We start from the raw sequence: 16,880 nt of genomic DNA, 5'->3' as shown, positions 1-16,880 counted from the left end.
CGATCGAAAGCTACCTCCGCCCGCCCCCCGGCGAGCGCGTTTCGGTCAACTGGCCGATGCCCTGATCAGCGGCAGGAGTGCGGCGATCCGGTGCCGGGGCAGGTCGATCAGCCGGTGCTCCAGGTCGTCGTGCTCGCCGATGCGGTCGCGCGCCTCGCGCTTGGTGATCCGCAGCACGGTGGTGAGCGCTTCCCGCCACACGTTGCCGAGCTTCCCGTGCGCCCGCATCAGCACTTCCCGCACGGCCAGGCCGCCGGGGTCGAGCGTGCCCGCCAGGACCTGGTCCGCCACCACCACGCAGTGCTTGCCGTCCGGAGTGGACCGCAGGAACCGCAGCGCGAACCGGGTGTCCACGAGGGACGTCAACTCGGCCTGCCCGGCGGCGGACGACACGTTCGGGTGGTTGTTGGACACCAGGGCCGCCATCCGGCCCGGCGAGCACGCCAGCAGGGTGCGCAGCAGCCACGGGCCCGGGTCGCCGGACAGGTCCACGGCGAGCGACGCCGCGCCCTTCCCGATCGGGTCCGCCCAGCCCGGCGCACGGGGTTTCGGCGGCGGCGAGGACTCCGGGCGCGGGGCGAGGTCCACCAGCGCCTCCAACGCCTTCGAGCCCGGACCGGTCGCCTCCACGGACTGCGGCCCGTGCGTGTAGATCGCGGTCCGGCCGGGCGTGACGGACCGCCGCGTGGTGGGGCGGCACACGTACAGGTCGGCGGCGCTGCCGATGGCCTGCGCGCCGTCGAACCGGTGGAACGCGGGCAGGATCGCCTCGAACACCAGGCCCAGCCGCTGCAACTCCTGCTGCACCTTCAGGCCCAGCGCGGGCGTGCGGTCGCTGAACCCGTACGCCAGCAGCACCCGCCCCTGCCCGAGGTCGGCGAGGCACTCCACCGCGCGGCCCGCGAACAGCCCCATGCCCTCCGGCGAGTAGGGCGGGTCGGTGAACACGAGGTCCGCCGACTCCAGCAGGGTGGGCGGCAGGCCGAAGCGGAAGTCCGCGTGGAACGTCTTCACCCGGCCACCCGAGCGTTCCTCGACATAGGCCAGGAGTCGATCGTCCACATCGACCACGACCACCGACACGGACGGGTTCACCGCGCACACGGCGAGCGACGTCAGGTCGTGGTCGCCCAGGCACAGCAGGACGCGCCCGTCCAGGTCGTACTGCGAGTCCATCCACAGCGCCCGCTTCAACGCCGTCTCGGCGGTCGCCTGCACGTGGTCCAGCGCGGCCAGCGGCGGCGGCACCGAAGCGATGTCGGCGAGCACCGACCGGAGGTGCGCTGTGTTCCGCGACACCAGGGCGTCCACCGGGTCCACCGGGTCCATCAGGTCGCCGGCCGTGCACCCCGCGTACTCCGCCACCCGCGCCGGCGCGATCCGGTACCGGTCGCCGTTGGTCTCCACGTCCTCGTCCAGCGCCTTCAGCAGCTCCTGCACGGTGCGCCGGGGCACGGCGGGCAGCCGGACCAGTTCGGGCAGCGTGTGCCAGTCGTCACTCAGCAGGGTCAGCACGCGCCGGAGCTTGCGCGCGTGCACGCCGTGGGATGCCAACAGCGCTCGGACTGGTTCGGTGGCCACAACCGAAGCAGCCTACCGACCGAATCCTGGAACGCCGTGCCACGGTCGGGCGAACGGGCTAGTGTCGTTCGACGCCTGCTGCCACCGACGGGGAGGGACCACGGGTGATCGAGTTCCGCGGCGTGACCAAGCGGTTCGACGACGGGACGATCGCGGTGAACGGCCTGGACCTCGTGGTCGAGGCGGGCACGATCACGGTCTTCGTCGGCCCGTCCGGGTGCGGCAAGACGACGTCCCTGCGCATGGTGAACCGGATGATCGACCCGACCGAGGGCACGGTCCTGGTGGACGGCCGGGACGTGCTGTCCGTCGACCCGCCGAAGCTGCGGCTCGGCATCGGGTACGTCATCCAGCAGGCGGGCCTGTTCCCGCACCGCACCGTGCTGGACAACGTGGCCACCGTGCCGCTGCTGTCCGGCTGGTCCAGGGCGAAGGCCCGGTCGCGCGCGGCCGAGCTGCTGGAGCTGGTCGGGCTGCCCGCCGAGCTGGGCAGGCGTTACCCGGTGCAGCTTTCCGGTGGCCAGCAGCAGCGCGTCGGCGTGGCGCGCGCGTTGGCCGCCGACCCGCCGGTGCTGCTGATGGACGAGCCGTTCAGCGCGGTGGACCCGGTGGTCCGCGAAGGGCTCCAGGACGAGCTGCTGCGGTTGCAGGCCGAGCTGGACAAGACGATCGTCTTCGTCACGCACGACATCGACGAGGCGGTCCGCATCGGCGAGAAGGTGGCGGTGTTCCGCGAGGGCGGCATCCTCGCCCAGTACGCGCCGCCCGCCGAGCTGCTGGCGCGGCCGGCCGACGACTTCGTGGCCGGGTTCGTGGGCAAGGACCGCGGCTACCGCAGCCTGTCCTTTGTGGACTCCACCGGGGTGGAGATCGGCGCGGTGGAGACCGTCGAAGCGGCTTCCGCCTCCGGTGAGTGGCAGTTGATGGTGGATGCCGACCAGCGCCCCCAGGGTTGGGCCGCGCCGGACGGTTCCGTGGTGCCGGGCGGGTCGCTCTACGAGGTGGGCGGCGCGATCCGGGGCGCGTTGGACGCCGCGCTGTCCTCGCCTTCCGGGCTGGGTGTCGTGGTGGACGCCGAAGGCCGGTTCGCCGGGGTGGTCAAGGCGCACCAGGTGCTCGACGTGATCGAGAGCCGCCGTGGGTGACGTAGTCAAGTACCTGAGCGACGCCGGCACCCGCTCGGCGGTGCTGTCGATGCTGCTCGACCACATCTACCTGTCGCTGGTGCCGCTGGTGGTGTCGGTGGCGCTGGCGATCGTGCTGGGCCTGGCGTGCCACCGCGTCCGGTGGGTGAACCGCGTGCTGGTGAACGCGTCGAACGTGCTCTACACGATCCCGTCGCTGGCGCTGTTCGCGATCATCCCGGCGGTCATCGGCACGCAGGTGCTCGACTCGGTCAACGTGATCATCGCGCTCACCCTCTACACGACGACGCTGCTGGTGCGGCCGGTCGCCGACGCGCTGGCCGCGGTGCCCGACCACGTGCGGGCCGCCGCCACCGCGATGGGCTTCCGGCCGTGGCGGAAGTTCCTGACCGTCGAGCTGCCGCTCGCCGTGCCGGTGCTCGCGGCCGGGGTGCGGGTCGGGTCGGTCAGCAACATCAGCCTGGTCAGCGTGGGCGCGCTGATCGGCACCGGCGGTCTCGGCGTGCTGTTCACGGACGGGTTCCGGCAGCGGTACCTCGCGCCGATCATCATCGGCATCGCGCTGACGCTGGTGCTCGCGCTGGTGGTGGACCTCGTGCTGGTGGCGGTGCGCGACGCGCTCACGCCGTGGGCCAAGGCGGGTCGGTCATGATCTTCGCGGACGCGTGGGCCTGGCTGGTCGACCCGGTGAACTGGAGCGGCGGCAAGTCGATCCCGGTCCGGGTGGGCATCCACCTGATGTACTGCCTGGGCGCGGTGCTCGGGGCGAGCGCCATCGCCGTCCCGCTGGGCCTGTACGTCGGGCACACCGGGCGCGGCGCGGTCTTCCTGGTGGGCGGGAGCAACGCGCTGCGCGCCCTGCCCACGCTGGGGCTGGTGACGTTCCTGTACCTGGTGATGAGCGGCGCCCAGGTGACCAGCGTGCTGATCGCGCTGGTCGTGCTGGCGGTGCCGCCGATCCTGGCCGGGACGTACGCGGGCATCCAGGACGTCGACCGCGGCGTGGTCGACGCCGCCCGCGGCATGGGGATGACCGGCGCGCAGCGGTTGTGGCAGGTGGAGCTGCCGAACGCGCTGCCGTTGCTGATGGGCGGCCTGCGGAACGCGACCCTGCAGGTGGTGGCGACGGCATCGGTCGCGGCGTACGTGGGTATCGAGACACTGGGGCGTCCGCTGCTGGACGGGCTGCGGGTGCTGGACTACGGGCAGTTCGTCGGCGGCGCGGTGGTCATCGCGCTGCTGGCGGTGCTGCTGGACCTGCTCCTCGCGATCGCGGGGAGACTGGTGGTACCCAAGGGTTTGCGGCTGTCCGCGAAGCCCCGGCGGGTGAGGCGTGCCGAGGCGGGCGGGGCCGGTGAGAAGGCCGGAGTGGTCGAAGTGGGAGGAAGTACGGCATGAAGCGCACGTTGGCCGTCATCGTGGCGGCGGCTGCCCTGGTCGTTTCCGCCTGCGGGTCCAAGGAGGACCTGGGCGGGAGCGGTCAGCAGGCCGCCTCGGGTGAGGTCGTGGTCGGTTCGGCCGACTTCACCGAGAACAAGATCCTCGCCGAGATCTACGCGGGCGCGCTGAAGGCGACCGGGGCGAAGGTGTCCGTCAAGTCGGGCATCGGCGCGCGCGAGCTGGTCGTCAAGGCGTTGCAGGACAAGTCGCTCGGCGTGGTGCCGGAGTACACCGGCAACCTGCTCAACTACTTCGACAAGACCAACACCAAGACCTCGGTGGAGGACGTCTACACGGCGTTGAAGGCCAAGACGCCCGCCGGGCTGGAGGTGCTGGAGAAGGCGGCGGCCGAGGACAAGGACGTGCTGGTGGTCACCAAGGAGACCGCCGCCTCGGGCGTGAAGTCGATCGCGGACCTCGGTGACGGGAAGTACGTGCTCGGCGCGGCGGGCGAGTGGCAGCAGCGCTGGGAGGCCAAGGTCAAGGAGCTGTACGGGGTCACGTTCAAGGAGATCAAGACCACCGACGCCGGCGGGCCGGTGACCGTGGACGCGCTGAAGAACGGCACCGCGCAGGTCGCGAACCTGTACACGACCTCGGCCGACATCAAGGTGAACGACTTCGTGGAGCTGGACGACCCGAAGAGCATGTACCCGGCGCAGAACATCGTGCCGCTGCTGCGGTCGGACGCGGTCGACGCCAAGGGCAAGGACGCGCTGAACAAGGTCTCCAAGGCGTTGACCACGGAGAACCTGGCCGAGCTGGTGAAGCGGGTGGACGTCGACAAGGAGACCATCGCGAACGTGGCGGCGGACTTCCTGAAGGCCGTCCAGCTCTGAGCTAGTGCCGGTGGCCGCCGATGCGCTCGGTCAGCGCGTCGGCGGCCTTCCGCGTCTCCGCGGCCAGTTCCGGCCACGTCTCGCCGCACTCCTCGTCGCACACGTGCCGGAACGTGACCGTGATGGCGGCGATGGGCCGCTCGCCGTGGTCGTAGACCGGCGCGGCCACCGAGGCGAAGCCGGCGGTCACGTAGCCGTCCTCCACGGCCCAGCCGCGACGCCGTTCGACCGCCAGCAGCCGGCGCAGGGCGGGCAGGTTCCGCGGTCCGCGCCCGGTGCGGTCGACGAAGCCCGCCACGCTCGGGAACAGCGCCCTGACCTGCGCGTCCGGCAGGCGGGCGAGCATCGCGCGGCCGGAGGCGGTCAGGTGCGCGGGCAGCCGCACACCCACGTCGGACACGATGGTCGACGGCTGCCGGGGCTGCTCCCGCACCAGGTAGAGCGCCTCGGCGCCGTGCAGCACGCCCAGGTGCGCGGCCCGTCCGACGGAGTCCACCAGGCGTCGTAGCAGGGGCCTCGCCAGGCGTTCCAACGGGTCGTGGCGCAGGTAGGCCGAGCCCAGTTCGAACGCGGCCACCCCGAGCCCGTAACGCCGCTCCTCGGGGAAGTGGGTCGCGAAGCCGGCCTCCGCCAGTTCCGCCAGCAGGTGGTAGGTGGTCGACCGGGGCAGGTCGAGTTCGCGGGCCACGGACGCCGCCGACAGGGGGCCGGGACGGCTGGCCAGCAGGCGCAGCACGGCCAGCCCCCGGCGCAACGCCGGCACGTCGCTGCTGGTGCCCACGAAGTCATTGTCAACAAACCCGGCGCTCCGCGCATTGGAGGGGTATGACGACCAGCTTCGAGGACTTCGCGGCCGACCAGGTCACCCCGTTGCTGCGCTACGCCACGGTGCTGACCGGAGACCCGCACCTGGCGCAGGACGTGGTCCAGGAGTGCCTGCTGCGCGCCCAGCAGCGGTGGGGCCGGATCGGGGGTCTCGACGCGCCCGGCGCGTACCTGAAGCGCATGGTCACCAACGAGTACCTGTCGTGGCGGCGGAGGTTCCGGCCGAGCAGGCCCATCGAGGGGTTGGACCTGCCCGCCGACGACCCGACGGGCCGCTACGACGAGCGCGACGCGATGCTCCGCCGCATTGCCCGGCTGCCGCGCAAGCAGAAGGCGGCCGTCGTCCTGCGCTACTACGAGGACTACGACTACGCCTCGATCGCCACGACCCTGGGGTGCTCCCAGGGCACTGTCCGCACGCACATCTCCCGCGCGCTGGCCACGCTGCGCGCGGACCGCCGGGTGAAGGAGGCACTGTGAACACCGAGGACCTGATCCGTGACGCGCTGCGCCGGCAGGCCGACCTGGCTCCGCCGCCTGGTCCGGTGCTGGCCGCGCTGCACCGGCCGCGACGCAAGCCGTTGTTCCTGGTGGTGGCGACCGCCGTCACGGCCGCTGTGGTCGCGATCGCCGCCACGGCGCTGCCCCGGCCTTCCGCCGACGTTTCCGTCGGCCGTGTCGACCGGATCACGCCACCCGGTGCCAACGCCCGGACGTGGGTGGGCCTGGAGTACCAGCCCACCTGGCTGCCGGACGGGTTCACCGAGCGGTGGCGCAGCTACATCGGCGGGAGTTGGACGCGTAATTGGCAGCGCGGCTCGGATGGTGCCGCTTCGTTGCGCTTCTCCGTCACCAAGAGTGATCTCGACGCTCTGGACGCGTCGACCACCCGCACCACCGTGAACGGGGCCCCTGGTTACTACTCGCACAACGGCTTGCACTGGCAGGTGAAGCCGGACCGGATGCTGTCCGTGTGGCTGGGCGACGGTGCCGATAGCCGTGAGACGCTCCGCCGGGTGGCCGAGTCCGTGCGGCCGGATCTGACTCTGGTCGTGGTGCCGGTGTCGTTCAAGGGGTCGACCGATTTCTCGATCGACGCGGTTTCGCCGGATGACTGGACCGCGATGGTGGAAGTGCCGTCTGGCGATGCCCAGTACTTGATCAGGCTGCACAGCGTCGACCGCGCCGGGGGCGCGCCTCGGGCGGTGACGGCGTTGGGGCGTGAGGCCGCGTATTGGGAGGAGCGCGGCGGTGTGCTGACCATCATGTTGGCGGCTGGTCGGTACTTGTCCGTGGGCGGGGGCAAGTTGTCGCAGGTGGCTTCGGTGGAGGAGTTGGTCGAGGCGGCCGGGCTGGTGAAGTTCGAGCAATACCCCGATTTGGGCTGGATCGGGCGGTGAACGCAGTCGCCCCCAGAGCGCCCGGTGTCTGGGATACCAGACGGTGTTGGTAGGTCTCGGGTCGTGCGTAGGCGGTGGGCGGGTTGTGATGGGCGCATGCAGCAACCCGTGCAGCTTGGGTCGGAACCCCTGACTCGTGACGACGTCCACGCTGTCGCCCGTTTCGGCGTGTCGGTGGAGATCACGGAGGCGGCGCGTGAGGCGGTGGTCTCCGCGCGTGCGCACATCGAGCGGTTGGCTACCGCCGAGCAGCCCACGTACGGCGTGTCGACGGGGTTCGGCGCGTTGGCCGTCCGGCACATCCCGCCGGATCGGCGGGCGGCCCTCCAGCAGTCCCTGGTCCGCTCGCACGCCGCCGGCGCGGGGCCGGAGGTGGAGCGCGAGGTCGTCCGGGCGCTCGTCCTGCTCCGGCTGAAGACGCTGGCCAGTGGCCACACCGGGGTTCGGCTGGAGACCGCCGAGGCGATGGCCGCGATGCTCAACGCGGGCATCACGCCGGTCGTGCACGAGTTCGGCTCGCTCGGGTGCTCGGGCGACCTCGCGCCGCTGTCGGCCGCCGCGCTGGCGTTGACCGGCGAGGGGGACGTCCGGGACGTCGACGGCGCTCTCGTGCCTGCCCGCGAGGCGCTCGCGAAGGCCGGTCTCAAGCCCGTCCGGCTGGCCGAGAAGGAAGGCCTCGCGCTGATCAACGGCACCGACGGCATGCTCGGCATGCTGGTGCTGGCGCTGCACGACCTGCGCTACCTGCTGGACGTGGCCGACCTGACCGCCGCGATGAGCGTGGAGGCCCTGCTGGGCACCGACCGCGTCTTCGCCGCCGACCTGCACGCCCTGCGCCCGCACCCCGGGCAGGGCCACAGCGCCCGGCGGATGTCCGAGCTGCTCGCGGGCTCCGAGATCATGGAGAGCCACCGCGGCCCCGACTGCACGCGCGTGCAGGACGCGTACTCGCTGCGCTGCTCGCCCCAGGTGCACGGCGCGGCCCGCGACACCGTCAGCTACGCCGAGACCGTCGCCGACCGGGAACTCGCCGCGGCCATCGACAACCCGGTGGTGCTGGCGGACGGCCGCGTCGAGTCCAACGGCAACTTCCACGGCGCGCCGATCGCCTACGTGCTGGACTTCCTCGCCATCCCGGTCGCCGACGTGGCGAGCATCGCCGAGCGCCGCACCGACCGGATGCTGGACGTGAACCGCTCGCACGGCCTGCCGCCGTTCCTGGCCGACGACCCCGGTGTCGACTCCGGCCACATGATCGCCCAGTACACGCAGGCGGCGATCGTCAGCGAGCTGAAGCGGCTGGCCGTCCCCGCCTCCGTCGACTCGATCCCGAGCAGCGCCATGCAGGAGGACCACGTCTCGATGGGCTGGTCCGCCGCCCGCAAGCTGCGCAAGGCCGTGGACGGCCTGCGGACCGTGCTGGCCGTCGAGTTCCTCACCGCCGCCCGCGCGCTGGACCTGCGCGCCCCCCTCCGACCCGCCCCGGCGACCGCCGCGGCCGTGGCGAAGCTCCGCGAGACCGTCCAGGGCCCCGGCCCGGACCGCCACCTCGCCCCCGAGATCGCCGCCGCCGAAGACCTCATCCGAACAGGAGCCCTGTGATGGTGCGAGCAGCCCGAGGCACCGAACTGACCGCCCGTAGCTGGCAGACCGAGGCCGCCCTGCGGATGTTCCACAACAACCTGGACCCGGACGTCGCCGAACGCCCCGATGACCTGGTCGTCTACGGCGGCACCGGCAAGGCCGCCCGGGACTGGCCGAGCTTCCACGCCATCAGCCGCGAGCTGGCCGACCTGAAGGACGACGAGACCCTGCTGGTGCAGTCCGGCCGCCCGGTGGGCGTGCTGCGCACCCACGAGTGGGCCCCGCGCGTGCTGATCGCGAACTCCAACCTCGTCCCGGACTGGGCGAACTGGCCGGAGTTCCGCCGCCTGGAGGCCGAGGGCCTGACCATGTACGGCCAGATGACGGCCGGCTCGTGGATCTACATCGGCACCCAGGGCATCCTCCAGGGCACCTACGAGACGTTCGCCGCGGTGGCGAACAAGCGCTTCAACGGCACCCTGCGCGGAACCCTGACGGTGACCGCCGGCCTCGGCGGCATGGGCGGCGCGCAGCCGCTGGCCGTCACCATGAACGAGGGCGTGGCGCTCTGCATCGAGGTCGACCCGGCACGGGCCCGCCGTCGGGTCGAGACCCGCTACCTGGACGAGATCGCGGACGACATCGACGACGCGATCGCCCGCGTGCTCCGCGCCAAGGAGGAGGGCCGCGCGCTGTCCGTGGGCCTGATCGGCAACGCCGCCGAGGTGCTGCCGGAGCTGCTGCGCCGCGAGCTGCCGGCGGACATCGTCACCGACCAGACCTCCGCCCACGACCCGCTGGCCTACCTGCCCAAGGGCATCGACCTGGAGGATTGGCCGGACTACGCGGCGAAGAAGCCGGACGAGTTCACCGACCGCTCCCGCGAGTCGATGGCGGACCACGTGGACGCGATGGTCGGCTTCCTGGACCGGGGCGCGGAGGTGTTCGACTACGGCAACTCGCTCCGCGGTGAGGCCAAGCTCGGCGGCTGCGACCGGGCGTTCGACTTCCCCGGCTTCGTCCCCGCCTACATCCGCCCGCTGTTCTGCGAGGGCAAGGGCCCGTTCCGGTGGGCGGCGCTGTCCGGCGACCCGGCCGACATCGCCAGGACCGACCGGGCGATCCTGGAGCTGTTCCCGGAGAACGAGCAGCTCGCCCGCTGGATCAGGATGGCCGGCGAACGCGTCGAGTTCCAGGGGCTGCCGGCCCGCATCTGCTGGCTGGGCTACGGCGAGCGGCACCTCGCCGGCCTGAAGTTCAACGAGATGGTCGCGAGCGGCGAGCTGTCCGCGCCGATCGTCATCGGCCGCGACCACCTCGACTGCGGCTCGGTCGCCTCCCCGTACCGGGAGACCGAGTCGATGGCGGACGGCTCCGACGCGATCGCCGACTGGCCGCTGCTCAACGCCCTGGTGAACACGGCGTCCGGCGCGACCTGGGTGTCCCTCCACCACGGCGGCGGCGTCGGCATCGGCCGGTCCATCCACGCCGGCCAGGTCACCGTGGCGGACGGCACCGAGCTGGCCGCGCGGAAGATCGAGCGGGTGCTGACCAACGACCCCGGCATGGGCGTGATCCGGCACGTCGACGCCGGGTACGAGCAGGCCCAGCGGGTGGCCGCCGACCAGGGCGTCCGCATCCCGATGGCGCACCATGACTGATCTCGCGGACATCGCCGACGTCGGGCGGGACGCCCGGCGCGGCGGCTACTCCCGGCACGGGTTCGACCGGGTCGAGCTGGAACTGCGGGCGTGGTTCACCGAGGAGGCGACCCGGCGCGGGCTCGACGTGCGGCCCGACCGCAACGGCAACCTGTGGGCATGGTGGGGCGCGCCCGGCCCGGACGCCGTGGTCACCGGCAGCCACCTGGACTCGGTGCCCGGTGGCGGCGCGTTCGACGGGCCGCTCGGCGTCGTCTCGGCGTTGCAGGCGGTGGACCTGTTGCGCGCCAAGGGCTTCCAGCCGTCCCGGCCGCTGGCGATCGTGGTCTTCGTGGAGGAGGAGGGCGGCCGGTTCGGCGTAGCCTGCCTGGGCTCGCGGCTGCTGACCGGCGCGATCACCCCCGAGCAGGCGTGCGCGCTGACCGACCCGGACGGCGTCACGTTCGGCGAGGCGGCGCACCGGGCGGGTTTCGACCCGTTGCGGATGGGCCGGGACGACGCCGCGCTGGCGTCCATCGGGCAGTTCGTGGAACTCCACGTGGAGCAGGGCAAGGGCCTCACCGTGCCGATCGGCCTGGCCGACTCGATCCTGGCGCACGGCCGGTGGCGCTACACGTTCACCGGTGAGGGCAACCACGCCGGCGCGACCCTGATCGAGGACCGGCGCGACCCGATGCTGCCCGCCTCCCAGGTGGTGCCGGCCGCGCGCCGCGCCGCGACGGACGGCGCGCGTGCGACGGTGGGCCGGATCGTCCCGAACCCGGGCGGCACCAACGTGATCGCGTCGTCGGTGGACGTGTGGTTGGACGCTCGGGCGGAGGACGACCGCCGCACCCGTGAAGTGGTCGCGGCGATCACCGAGGCGGCTCGGACGGCGGCGGCCGAGGAGGGCTGCGAGGTGCGCGTCACCGAGGAGTCGTACGGGAGCACGGTGTTCTTCGACCGCGAACTGGCCTCGGACATCTCGGCCGCCCTCGCGGCGAACACCGCCTTCGGCCAGGTCCCCTCGCTGCCGACGGGGGCCGGGCACGACGCGGGCATCTTGGCGGCGCACGTCCCGACCGCGATGCTGTTCGTGCGCAACCCGACCGGGATCAGCCACGCCCCCGATGAGTTCGCCGAAGCCGACGACTGCGCGGCGGGTGTGGTGGCGCTCGCGACGACGTTGGAGCACTTGGCCCGATGAAGAGCTTCTGGTGTGAACAGGCATGGCTGCCGGGCGGAATCGCGCCCCGCGTCCTGGTGCGGGTAGACCGCGGGACCATCGCCTCGGTGTCCACAGTGGACACCATTCCGCTGGGCTGCGAACGCCTGTACGGCATGGTGTTCCCGGGGTTCGCGAATGCCCACTCCCACGCCTTCCACCGGGCGCTGCGTGGTCGCACGCACTCCGGCGGCGGCACGTTCTGGACGTGGCGCGACCGGATGTACGCGCTGGCGGAAAGCCTGACGCCGGACAGCTACCTGCGGCTCGCCACGGCCGTCTACGCCGAGATGGCGGTCTCCGGCGTGACGGCGGTGGGGGAGTTCCACTACCTCCACAACGGCGGCAACGAGATGGGCGAGGCGCTGCGGCAGGCCGCCGTCGACGCCGGGATCAGGCTCACCCTGTTGGACGCTTGCTATCTGGCGGGCGGCATCGGGCAACCCGTGACGGGTGTGCAGCAACGCTTCTCCGACGGCACTTTCGAGCGGTGGGCCGAACGGGTCGCTGAGCTGCCCGAGGACGCGAACACGAAGGTCGGCGCGGCGATCCACTCGGTCCGCGCTGTGCCACGTGAAACGTTGTCGCTGGTAGCGGGCGCGTTCCCCGATCGGCCGCTGCACGTCCACCTGTCGGAGCAACCGGCCGAGAACGAGGCGTGCCGGGAGGCGTACGGCCTGACGCCGACCGAACTCCTGCACGAGGCGGGCGCCCTGACCGCCCGCACCACGGCCGTGCACGCCACCCATCTGTCCACAAAGGACATCTCGCTGCTGGGCGCCGCCTCGGTCGGGGCCTGCTTCTGCCCCACCACGGAAGCGGACCTCGCGGACGGCATCGGTCCGGCACGTGAGTTGAAGGACGCGGGCAGCCCGCTGTCCCTGGGCAGCGACCAGCACGCCGTGATCGACCCCTTGGTGGAGGCCCGCGGACTGGAGCACGGCGAACGCCTGCGCTCCGGCCAACGCGGTCGGTTCACGCCGGCGGAGCTGGTGGACGCGCTGACCAACCACGCCTCCATCGGCCGACCGGAGGCCGGCCGCATCGAGGTCGGCGCACCGGCCGACCTGGTGGCAGTCGGGCTGGACTCCGCGCGCACCGCCGGCTGCGAGGCCGAGCAGCTCGTGCTGGCGGCGACCGCGTCGGACGTGACCGCGGTGGTCGTCGGCGGCCGAGTGGTGTCCCGCAACGGCATCCACGAGACTCTGGGCGACGTCGGCAAGCTGCTGAAGGCGGTGACGGCATGAGCACGCTGATCGCGGACATCGGCGAGCTGACCACCAACGACCCCGAACTGGGCCGGCTCACCGACGCCGCGCTGGTGGTCGAGGGCGACCGAGTGGTGTGGGTGGGCGCCGCGTCGGCCGCCCCCGCGGCCGACGAGCGGTTCGACGCGGCGGGGCGCGCCGTGCTGCCGGGCTGGGTGGACAGCCACACCCACCTGGTGTTCGCGGGCGACCGCACCGCCGAGTTCGAGGCCCGCATGTCGGGAAAGCCTTACACCGCAGGTGGAATCGCGATCACCGTCAACGCGACCCGGGACGCTTCCGACGCCGAGCTGGCGGTGACCATCCAGCGGCACATCGCCGAGGCCGTCGCCCAGGGCACCACGTACGTCGAGACCAAGACGGGCTACGGGCTGACGACGGCGGACGAACTCCGTTCCGCGCGGATCGCGGCCCGGCACGCCGACGAGACCACGTTCCTGGGCGCCCACCTGGTGCCGTCGGGTGTCGACGCGGACGCCTACGTCTCGTTGGTGTGCGGCGAGATGCTGGACGCCGTGGCGCCACACGTGCGGTGGGCGGACGTCTTCTGCGAGGAGGGCGCGTTCGACGTCGACCAGTCCAGGGCCGTGCTGAAAGCCGCTGCCGCCAAGGGCCTGGGCCTCCGCGTGCACGGCAACCAGCTCGGCGAGGGCCCCGGCGTGCGGCTCGCGGTGGAACTGGGAGCGGCCAGCGTCGACCACTGCACGTACCTGTCGGCGGCGGACATCGACGCCCTGGCTGGCTCGGACACCGTCGCCACCCTGCTGCCGGCCTGCGACCTGTCGACCCGCCAGTCCCTGCCGCCCGCGCGGGCACTCCTCGACGCCGGCGCGACCGTCGCACTGGCCAGCAACTGCAATCCGGGCAGCTCGTACACGACATCCATGGCCTACTGCGTGACCACGGCCGTGCTCCAGATGCGCATGACCGTCGAGGAAGCCGTCTACGCGGCGACCAGGGCAGGCGCGATCGCGTTGCACCGCAACGACATCGGCCACTTGGCCGTGGGCGCACGGGCAGACCTGCACGTGCTGGACGCCCCGAGCACTACCCACCTCGCCTACCGGCCGGGCGTGCCACTGACCCACGCGGTGTGGCGCAAGGGAACCAAGGTCCGCTAGCACAGGAGCGACCCGCCCGTGCCGACGGCGAAGCGCCATCGGCACGGGCAGGCCCGACGAGCTAGTTGGCGATCTGGATCTCGCGGTGGTCCTCGACCGGTCCGGGGAACGGGCCGTTCAGGTTGGCCGAGGCGAACGCCGCGCCCTTGCGGAACGGCTTGCCCGACGCGTGCACCGGAACCTTGAAGGTCTGGAAGCCGCCCGTGCAGTCCGGGATGCGGCTGTCCCCGACGCCGGTGGCGAGGGCGTTCCCGACCCGCTGGGTGACCCGGACGTGGATGTAGGCATAGGTGCCGGGTGCGCAGACCGCGGTGACGGGGACGAGGATCGCCGCGCCGCCGGCCTGGAGCACGGCGGGCGACTCGACTCTCACCCCGCCCAGCGAGGGCGACTGGGTGCTCACATCGGCGCTGCCCGGAATGGCGGACGCGACGATGGCCCCGGCGGCCACGGCGACGACCGCCATCACCTTCGCCGAGCGCATGGCCCGGAACGTCGGCATCTTCACGTGCTCTCCTTCAGTGTCGGTTGAGATTGGGCTGTCGGTGGAGCTGTCGGTCGGGATGAGGCGAAACCGGTGTAGAGCCCGGCGGCCAGCAGGGTGGCGGGCAGGTGCCAGAGGAAGTCGAAGCCGCTGTGCACGGCGAGCACGACGAGCGCCGCCACCGCGCCCGCCCACGGACCGGCGGTGCGCCGCCGAACGGTGTGGACCACGGCGGCGAGCAGCGCCGCCAGCAGCGCGAGCCCGATCGCGCCCAGTTCCACGAGCACTTGCAGGTACTCGTTGTGCACGTACCGCATGACGCGCGTGCCGTCGCGGTGCCAGGTGAACCAGCCCTGCCCCGGTCCCACGCCGGCCAGCGGGTTCGCGGCCACCAGGTCCAGCGCCGCGCCCAACGCGCCCCGCCGGTCCGGTGAACTCAGCGACAGCCGTCCTCCGAGCAGGCCGTCCAGCTTCCCGTAGACCACCGCCGCGACCACGACCAGCCCGAACCCGGCGGACAGCCCGACCACCCGGACCCGGTCGCCCGCCCGCGCCAGCCCCACCGCGACGGCCACGCCGGCCAGCAGGCCGGCGACCGCCAGGACCGGCCGCGCCGGGCCCGCCACCGGGAACGACGGCGCCAGCGCCGCCACCGCGACCACCGCGCCGAGCACCGCCGGACCCGCGTGCCGCGCGGTCCGCCGCCACCCGGACAGGAAGCCGGCCGCCACCAGCCCGGCGGCCACCGCGATCAGCCCCGCCCGGCTCAGCGTCGCGCCGAGGCCGACCAGCAGCACGCACGCCGCCGCCACGTGCGGCGCCGACTGCCGGGAGACCGCCAGCACGGCGAGCGAGGCGAACAGCGCGGCGGCCGCGTTCGGGTAGGTCAGGGTCGACGCGGCCCGCGCCAGGCCGTCCGCCACCACCGACCAGCCGGGAATCCGCCACGCCACGGCGGCCCAGCCGGTCAGCGCCACCAGCACGCCGACGCCGACCGCGGCGGACGCGGCGAGTTCCCGCTGCCGCACGTCGGTGCGCTGCGCCACCAGCACGGCGGCGGCGAACACACCGAGCGCGACCACCGTGGGCAGGGCCGTGAGCGGCTTGCCGTCCAGCGCGGCCCGTGCGACGGCCCACAGCGCCAGCGCGCCGGCCGCCGCCGGGAGCAGGAGGGGGCCTCGGGTGCGGAGCGCGACGACGAGGGCGATCCCGGCCAGGACGGCGGACAGCACGCGGCCGGGCAGGTAGTAGCCGCCTTGGGCGACGATCGCGGCGGAGAGGGCGGCGAGCAGCAGCAGGACGTGGTGCGGCAGCGTTTCGGCGTTACGTGAGTCACCTGCGTCACGTGAGTCGCGTGCGCATGCGTCACGTGCGCCGACGCGCGCGGCGTCCGCCGGTAAAGCGCCCCCCATTGCCGGCCTCCCCAGACCTGGACCCCGCCGTGGCAGGGCTCGTGCGGATCTTAACGGTGGCGGGCCGTGCTGAGGAGGGTTCGCCGGCTCGGGTTCTTCCTTTCCTAGGATCGGTGTCCGTGAACCCAGGCAAGGTCATCGTGCTCACCGGGCCGCCCGGCGCGGGGAAGAGCACCGTCGCGAAGCTGCTCGCCGACGCGCTCTCGCCGAGCGTGCACCTGCACTCGGACGACTTCTGGCGGTACATCCGGCAAGGCTGGCTCGCGCCCTACCGCCCCGAGGCGCACCGGCAGAACGAGGTCGTCGTGGACGTCGTGGCCCAGGCCGCGTTCGGCTACGCGGCGGGCGGCTACCAGGTGGTCTGCGACGGCATCGTCGGCCCGTGGTTCCTGGAGCCGTTCCGCGCGGCGGCCACGCGCACCGGTCTCGACCTGCACTACCTCGTGCTGCGGCCGGACGAGGCCACGACCGTGCGGCGGGCGGTGGAACGCGGCGGCGAAGCGCTCACCGACCCGCACCCGGTGCGCTCACTGCACCGCCAGTTCGCCGACCTGGGGCCGTTCGAGCGCCACGCGCTGGACTCCACCGGGCAGGACCCCGACGCGACGGCGTCCGCCGCGTTGCGGGCGATCGAGGGCGGCGCTTTCCACCTCGCCTGACTCCGCACAAGAAAAGAGGGGCACCCGCGGGTGCCCCTCTCCGGTGTTCAAGTGCAGTCGGCTCGCGAAGCGGTCAGTCCTCGAAGTCGTCCTGGTCGTCCCGCGCCAGGTAGGTGGCCAGGCGCTCGACGGCCGTCTCGAACTCCGGGTTCGCGTCGACGAACGCCCGGAGCTTGCCGGCCAGCCAGGCGAGGCTCACGTCCTCCTCGCCCCGGCGGGCCTCCAACTCCTCGATACCGCGGTCGGTGAAGTACATC

The 16,880-nt window shown here is 72.5% G+C and carries 17 protein-coding genes; 12 read left to right on the top strand and 5 right to left on the bottom strand.

The window, feature by feature from the left end; all coding sequences use genetic code 11:
• Positions 1-45: 45 nt before the first annotated feature.
• Entirely contained in the window at positions 46-1,581 is a 1,536-nt protein-coding gene (locus tag ACQPZF_RS37165) for a bis-aminopropyl spermidine synthase family protein (protein WP_433265172.1), read from the bottom strand.
• A gap of 104 nt (positions 1,582-1,685) precedes the next feature.
• Here ACQPZF_RS37165 and ACQPZF_RS37160 point away from each other — a divergent pair, with 104 nt between their 5' ends.
• The 4 genes from ACQPZF_RS37160 to ACQPZF_RS37145 are packed head-to-tail and all read left to right on the top strand — an operon-like array spanning position 1,686 to position 5,005.
• A complete protein-coding gene (locus tag ACQPZF_RS37160) occupies positions 1,686-2,726 on the top strand; it encodes an ABC transporter ATP-binding protein (protein ID WP_433265170.1) in 1,041 nt (346 codons plus the stop codon).
• On the top strand, positions 2,719-3,378 hold the full coding sequence (locus ACQPZF_RS37155) for an ABC transporter permease (RefSeq protein WP_433265168.1): 660 nt from the start codon (positions 2,719-2,721) through the stop codon (positions 3,376-3,378). Before ACQPZF_RS37160 ends, ACQPZF_RS37155 begins: the two co-directional genes overlap by 8 nt.
• Entirely contained in the window at positions 3,375-4,124 is a 750-nt protein-coding gene (locus ACQPZF_RS37150) for an ABC transporter permease (protein WP_433265166.1), read from the top strand. The genes ACQPZF_RS37155 and ACQPZF_RS37150 overlap by 4 nt, the downstream gene beginning before the upstream one ends.
• Entirely contained in the window at positions 4,121-5,005 is an 885-nt protein-coding gene (locus ACQPZF_RS37145) for an ABC transporter substrate-binding protein (RefSeq protein ID WP_433265164.1), read from the top strand. Before ACQPZF_RS37150 ends, ACQPZF_RS37145 begins: the two co-directional genes overlap by 4 nt.
• 1 nt (position 5,006) lies before the next feature.
• On the opposite strand, the gene ACQPZF_RS37140 is transcribed toward ACQPZF_RS37145, so the two are convergent.
• A complete protein-coding gene (locus tag ACQPZF_RS37140) occupies positions 5,007-5,786 on the bottom strand; it encodes an IclR family transcriptional regulator (protein ID WP_433265162.1) in 780 nt (259 codons plus the stop codon).
• Positions 5,787-5,830: 44 nt separating this feature from the next.
• Here ACQPZF_RS37140 and ACQPZF_RS37135 point away from each other — a divergent pair, with 44 nt between their 5' ends.
• From ACQPZF_RS37135 to hutI, 7 genes are all read left to right on the top strand, one after another.
• Positions 5,831-6,310, top strand: coding sequence for a SigE family RNA polymerase sigma factor (locus tag ACQPZF_RS37135; protein WP_433265160.1), 480 nt, complete (start codon positions 5,831-5,833; stop codon positions 6,308-6,310).
• Entirely contained in the window at positions 6,307-7,230 is a 924-nt protein-coding gene (locus ACQPZF_RS37130; protein WP_433265158.1) for a hypothetical protein, read from the top strand. Before ACQPZF_RS37135 ends, ACQPZF_RS37130 begins: the two co-directional genes overlap by 4 nt.
• Positions 7,231-7,326: 96 nt before the next feature.
• Complete coding sequence (hutH, locus tag ACQPZF_RS37125; RefSeq protein WP_433265156.1) at positions 7,327-8,832, top strand: histidine ammonia-lyase; 1,506 nt, start codon at positions 7,327-7,329, stop codon at positions 8,830-8,832.
• Positions 8,832-10,475 (top strand): urocanate hydratase, encoded by a 1,644-nt coding sequence (gene hutU / locus ACQPZF_RS37120; protein WP_433265154.1) that lies wholly within the window; start codon positions 8,832-8,834, stop codon positions 10,473-10,475. Before hutH ends, hutU begins: the two co-directional genes overlap by 1 nt.
• A complete protein-coding gene (locus ACQPZF_RS37115; protein ID WP_433265152.1) occupies positions 10,468-11,661 on the top strand; it encodes an allantoate amidohydrolase in 1,194 nt (397 codons plus the stop codon). Before hutU ends, ACQPZF_RS37115 begins: the two co-directional genes overlap by 8 nt.
• Complete coding sequence (locus tag ACQPZF_RS37110) at positions 11,658-12,926, top strand: formimidoylglutamate deiminase (RefSeq protein ID WP_433265150.1); 1,269 nt, start codon at positions 11,658-11,660, stop codon at positions 12,924-12,926. Before ACQPZF_RS37115 ends, ACQPZF_RS37110 begins: the two co-directional genes overlap by 4 nt.
• Entirely contained in the window at positions 12,923-14,068 is a 1,146-nt protein-coding gene (hutI, locus tag ACQPZF_RS37105; protein WP_433265148.1) for an imidazolonepropionase, read from the top strand. The genes ACQPZF_RS37110 and hutI overlap by 4 nt, the downstream gene beginning before the upstream one ends.
• 61 nt (positions 14,069-14,129) lie before the next feature.
• Here the strand turns inward: hutI and ACQPZF_RS37100 are convergent, their stop codons facing one another.
• Both ACQPZF_RS37100 and ACQPZF_RS37095 read right to left on the bottom strand, forming a co-directional pair.
• A complete protein-coding gene (locus ACQPZF_RS37100; protein ID WP_433265146.1) occupies positions 14,130-14,576 on the bottom strand; it encodes a hypothetical protein in 447 nt (148 codons plus the stop codon).
• Entirely contained in the window at positions 14,573-15,964 is a 1,392-nt protein-coding gene (locus ACQPZF_RS37095) for an O-antigen ligase family protein (protein WP_433265144.1), read from the bottom strand. Before ACQPZF_RS37095 ends, ACQPZF_RS37100 begins: the two co-directional genes overlap by 4 nt.
• A 119-nt stretch (positions 15,965-16,083) precedes the next feature.
• On the opposite strand from ACQPZF_RS37095, the gene ACQPZF_RS37090 reads away from it, so the two are divergent.
• Entirely contained in the window at positions 16,084-16,623 is a 540-nt protein-coding gene (locus tag ACQPZF_RS37090; RefSeq protein ID WP_433265142.1) for an AAA family ATPase, read from the top strand.
• A gap of 73 nt (positions 16,624-16,696) precedes the next feature.
• On the opposite strand, the gene ACQPZF_RS37085 is transcribed toward ACQPZF_RS37090, so the two are convergent.
• Positions 16,697-16,879, bottom strand: coding sequence for a DUF6104 family protein (locus tag ACQPZF_RS37085; protein WP_433265140.1), 183 nt, complete (start codon positions 16,877-16,879; stop codon positions 16,697-16,699).
• Position 16,880 lies beyond the last annotated feature (1 nt).

Source organism: Actinosynnema sp. CS-041913 (genome assembly GCF_050942485.1).
In the GTDB taxonomy this organism is placed as follows: domain Bacteria; phylum Actinomycetota; class Actinomycetes; order Mycobacteriales; family Pseudonocardiaceae; genus Actinosynnema.
Note: the sequence above shows the minus strand (reverse complement) of the source record. Positions and strands in the feature narration are given on the sequence as shown.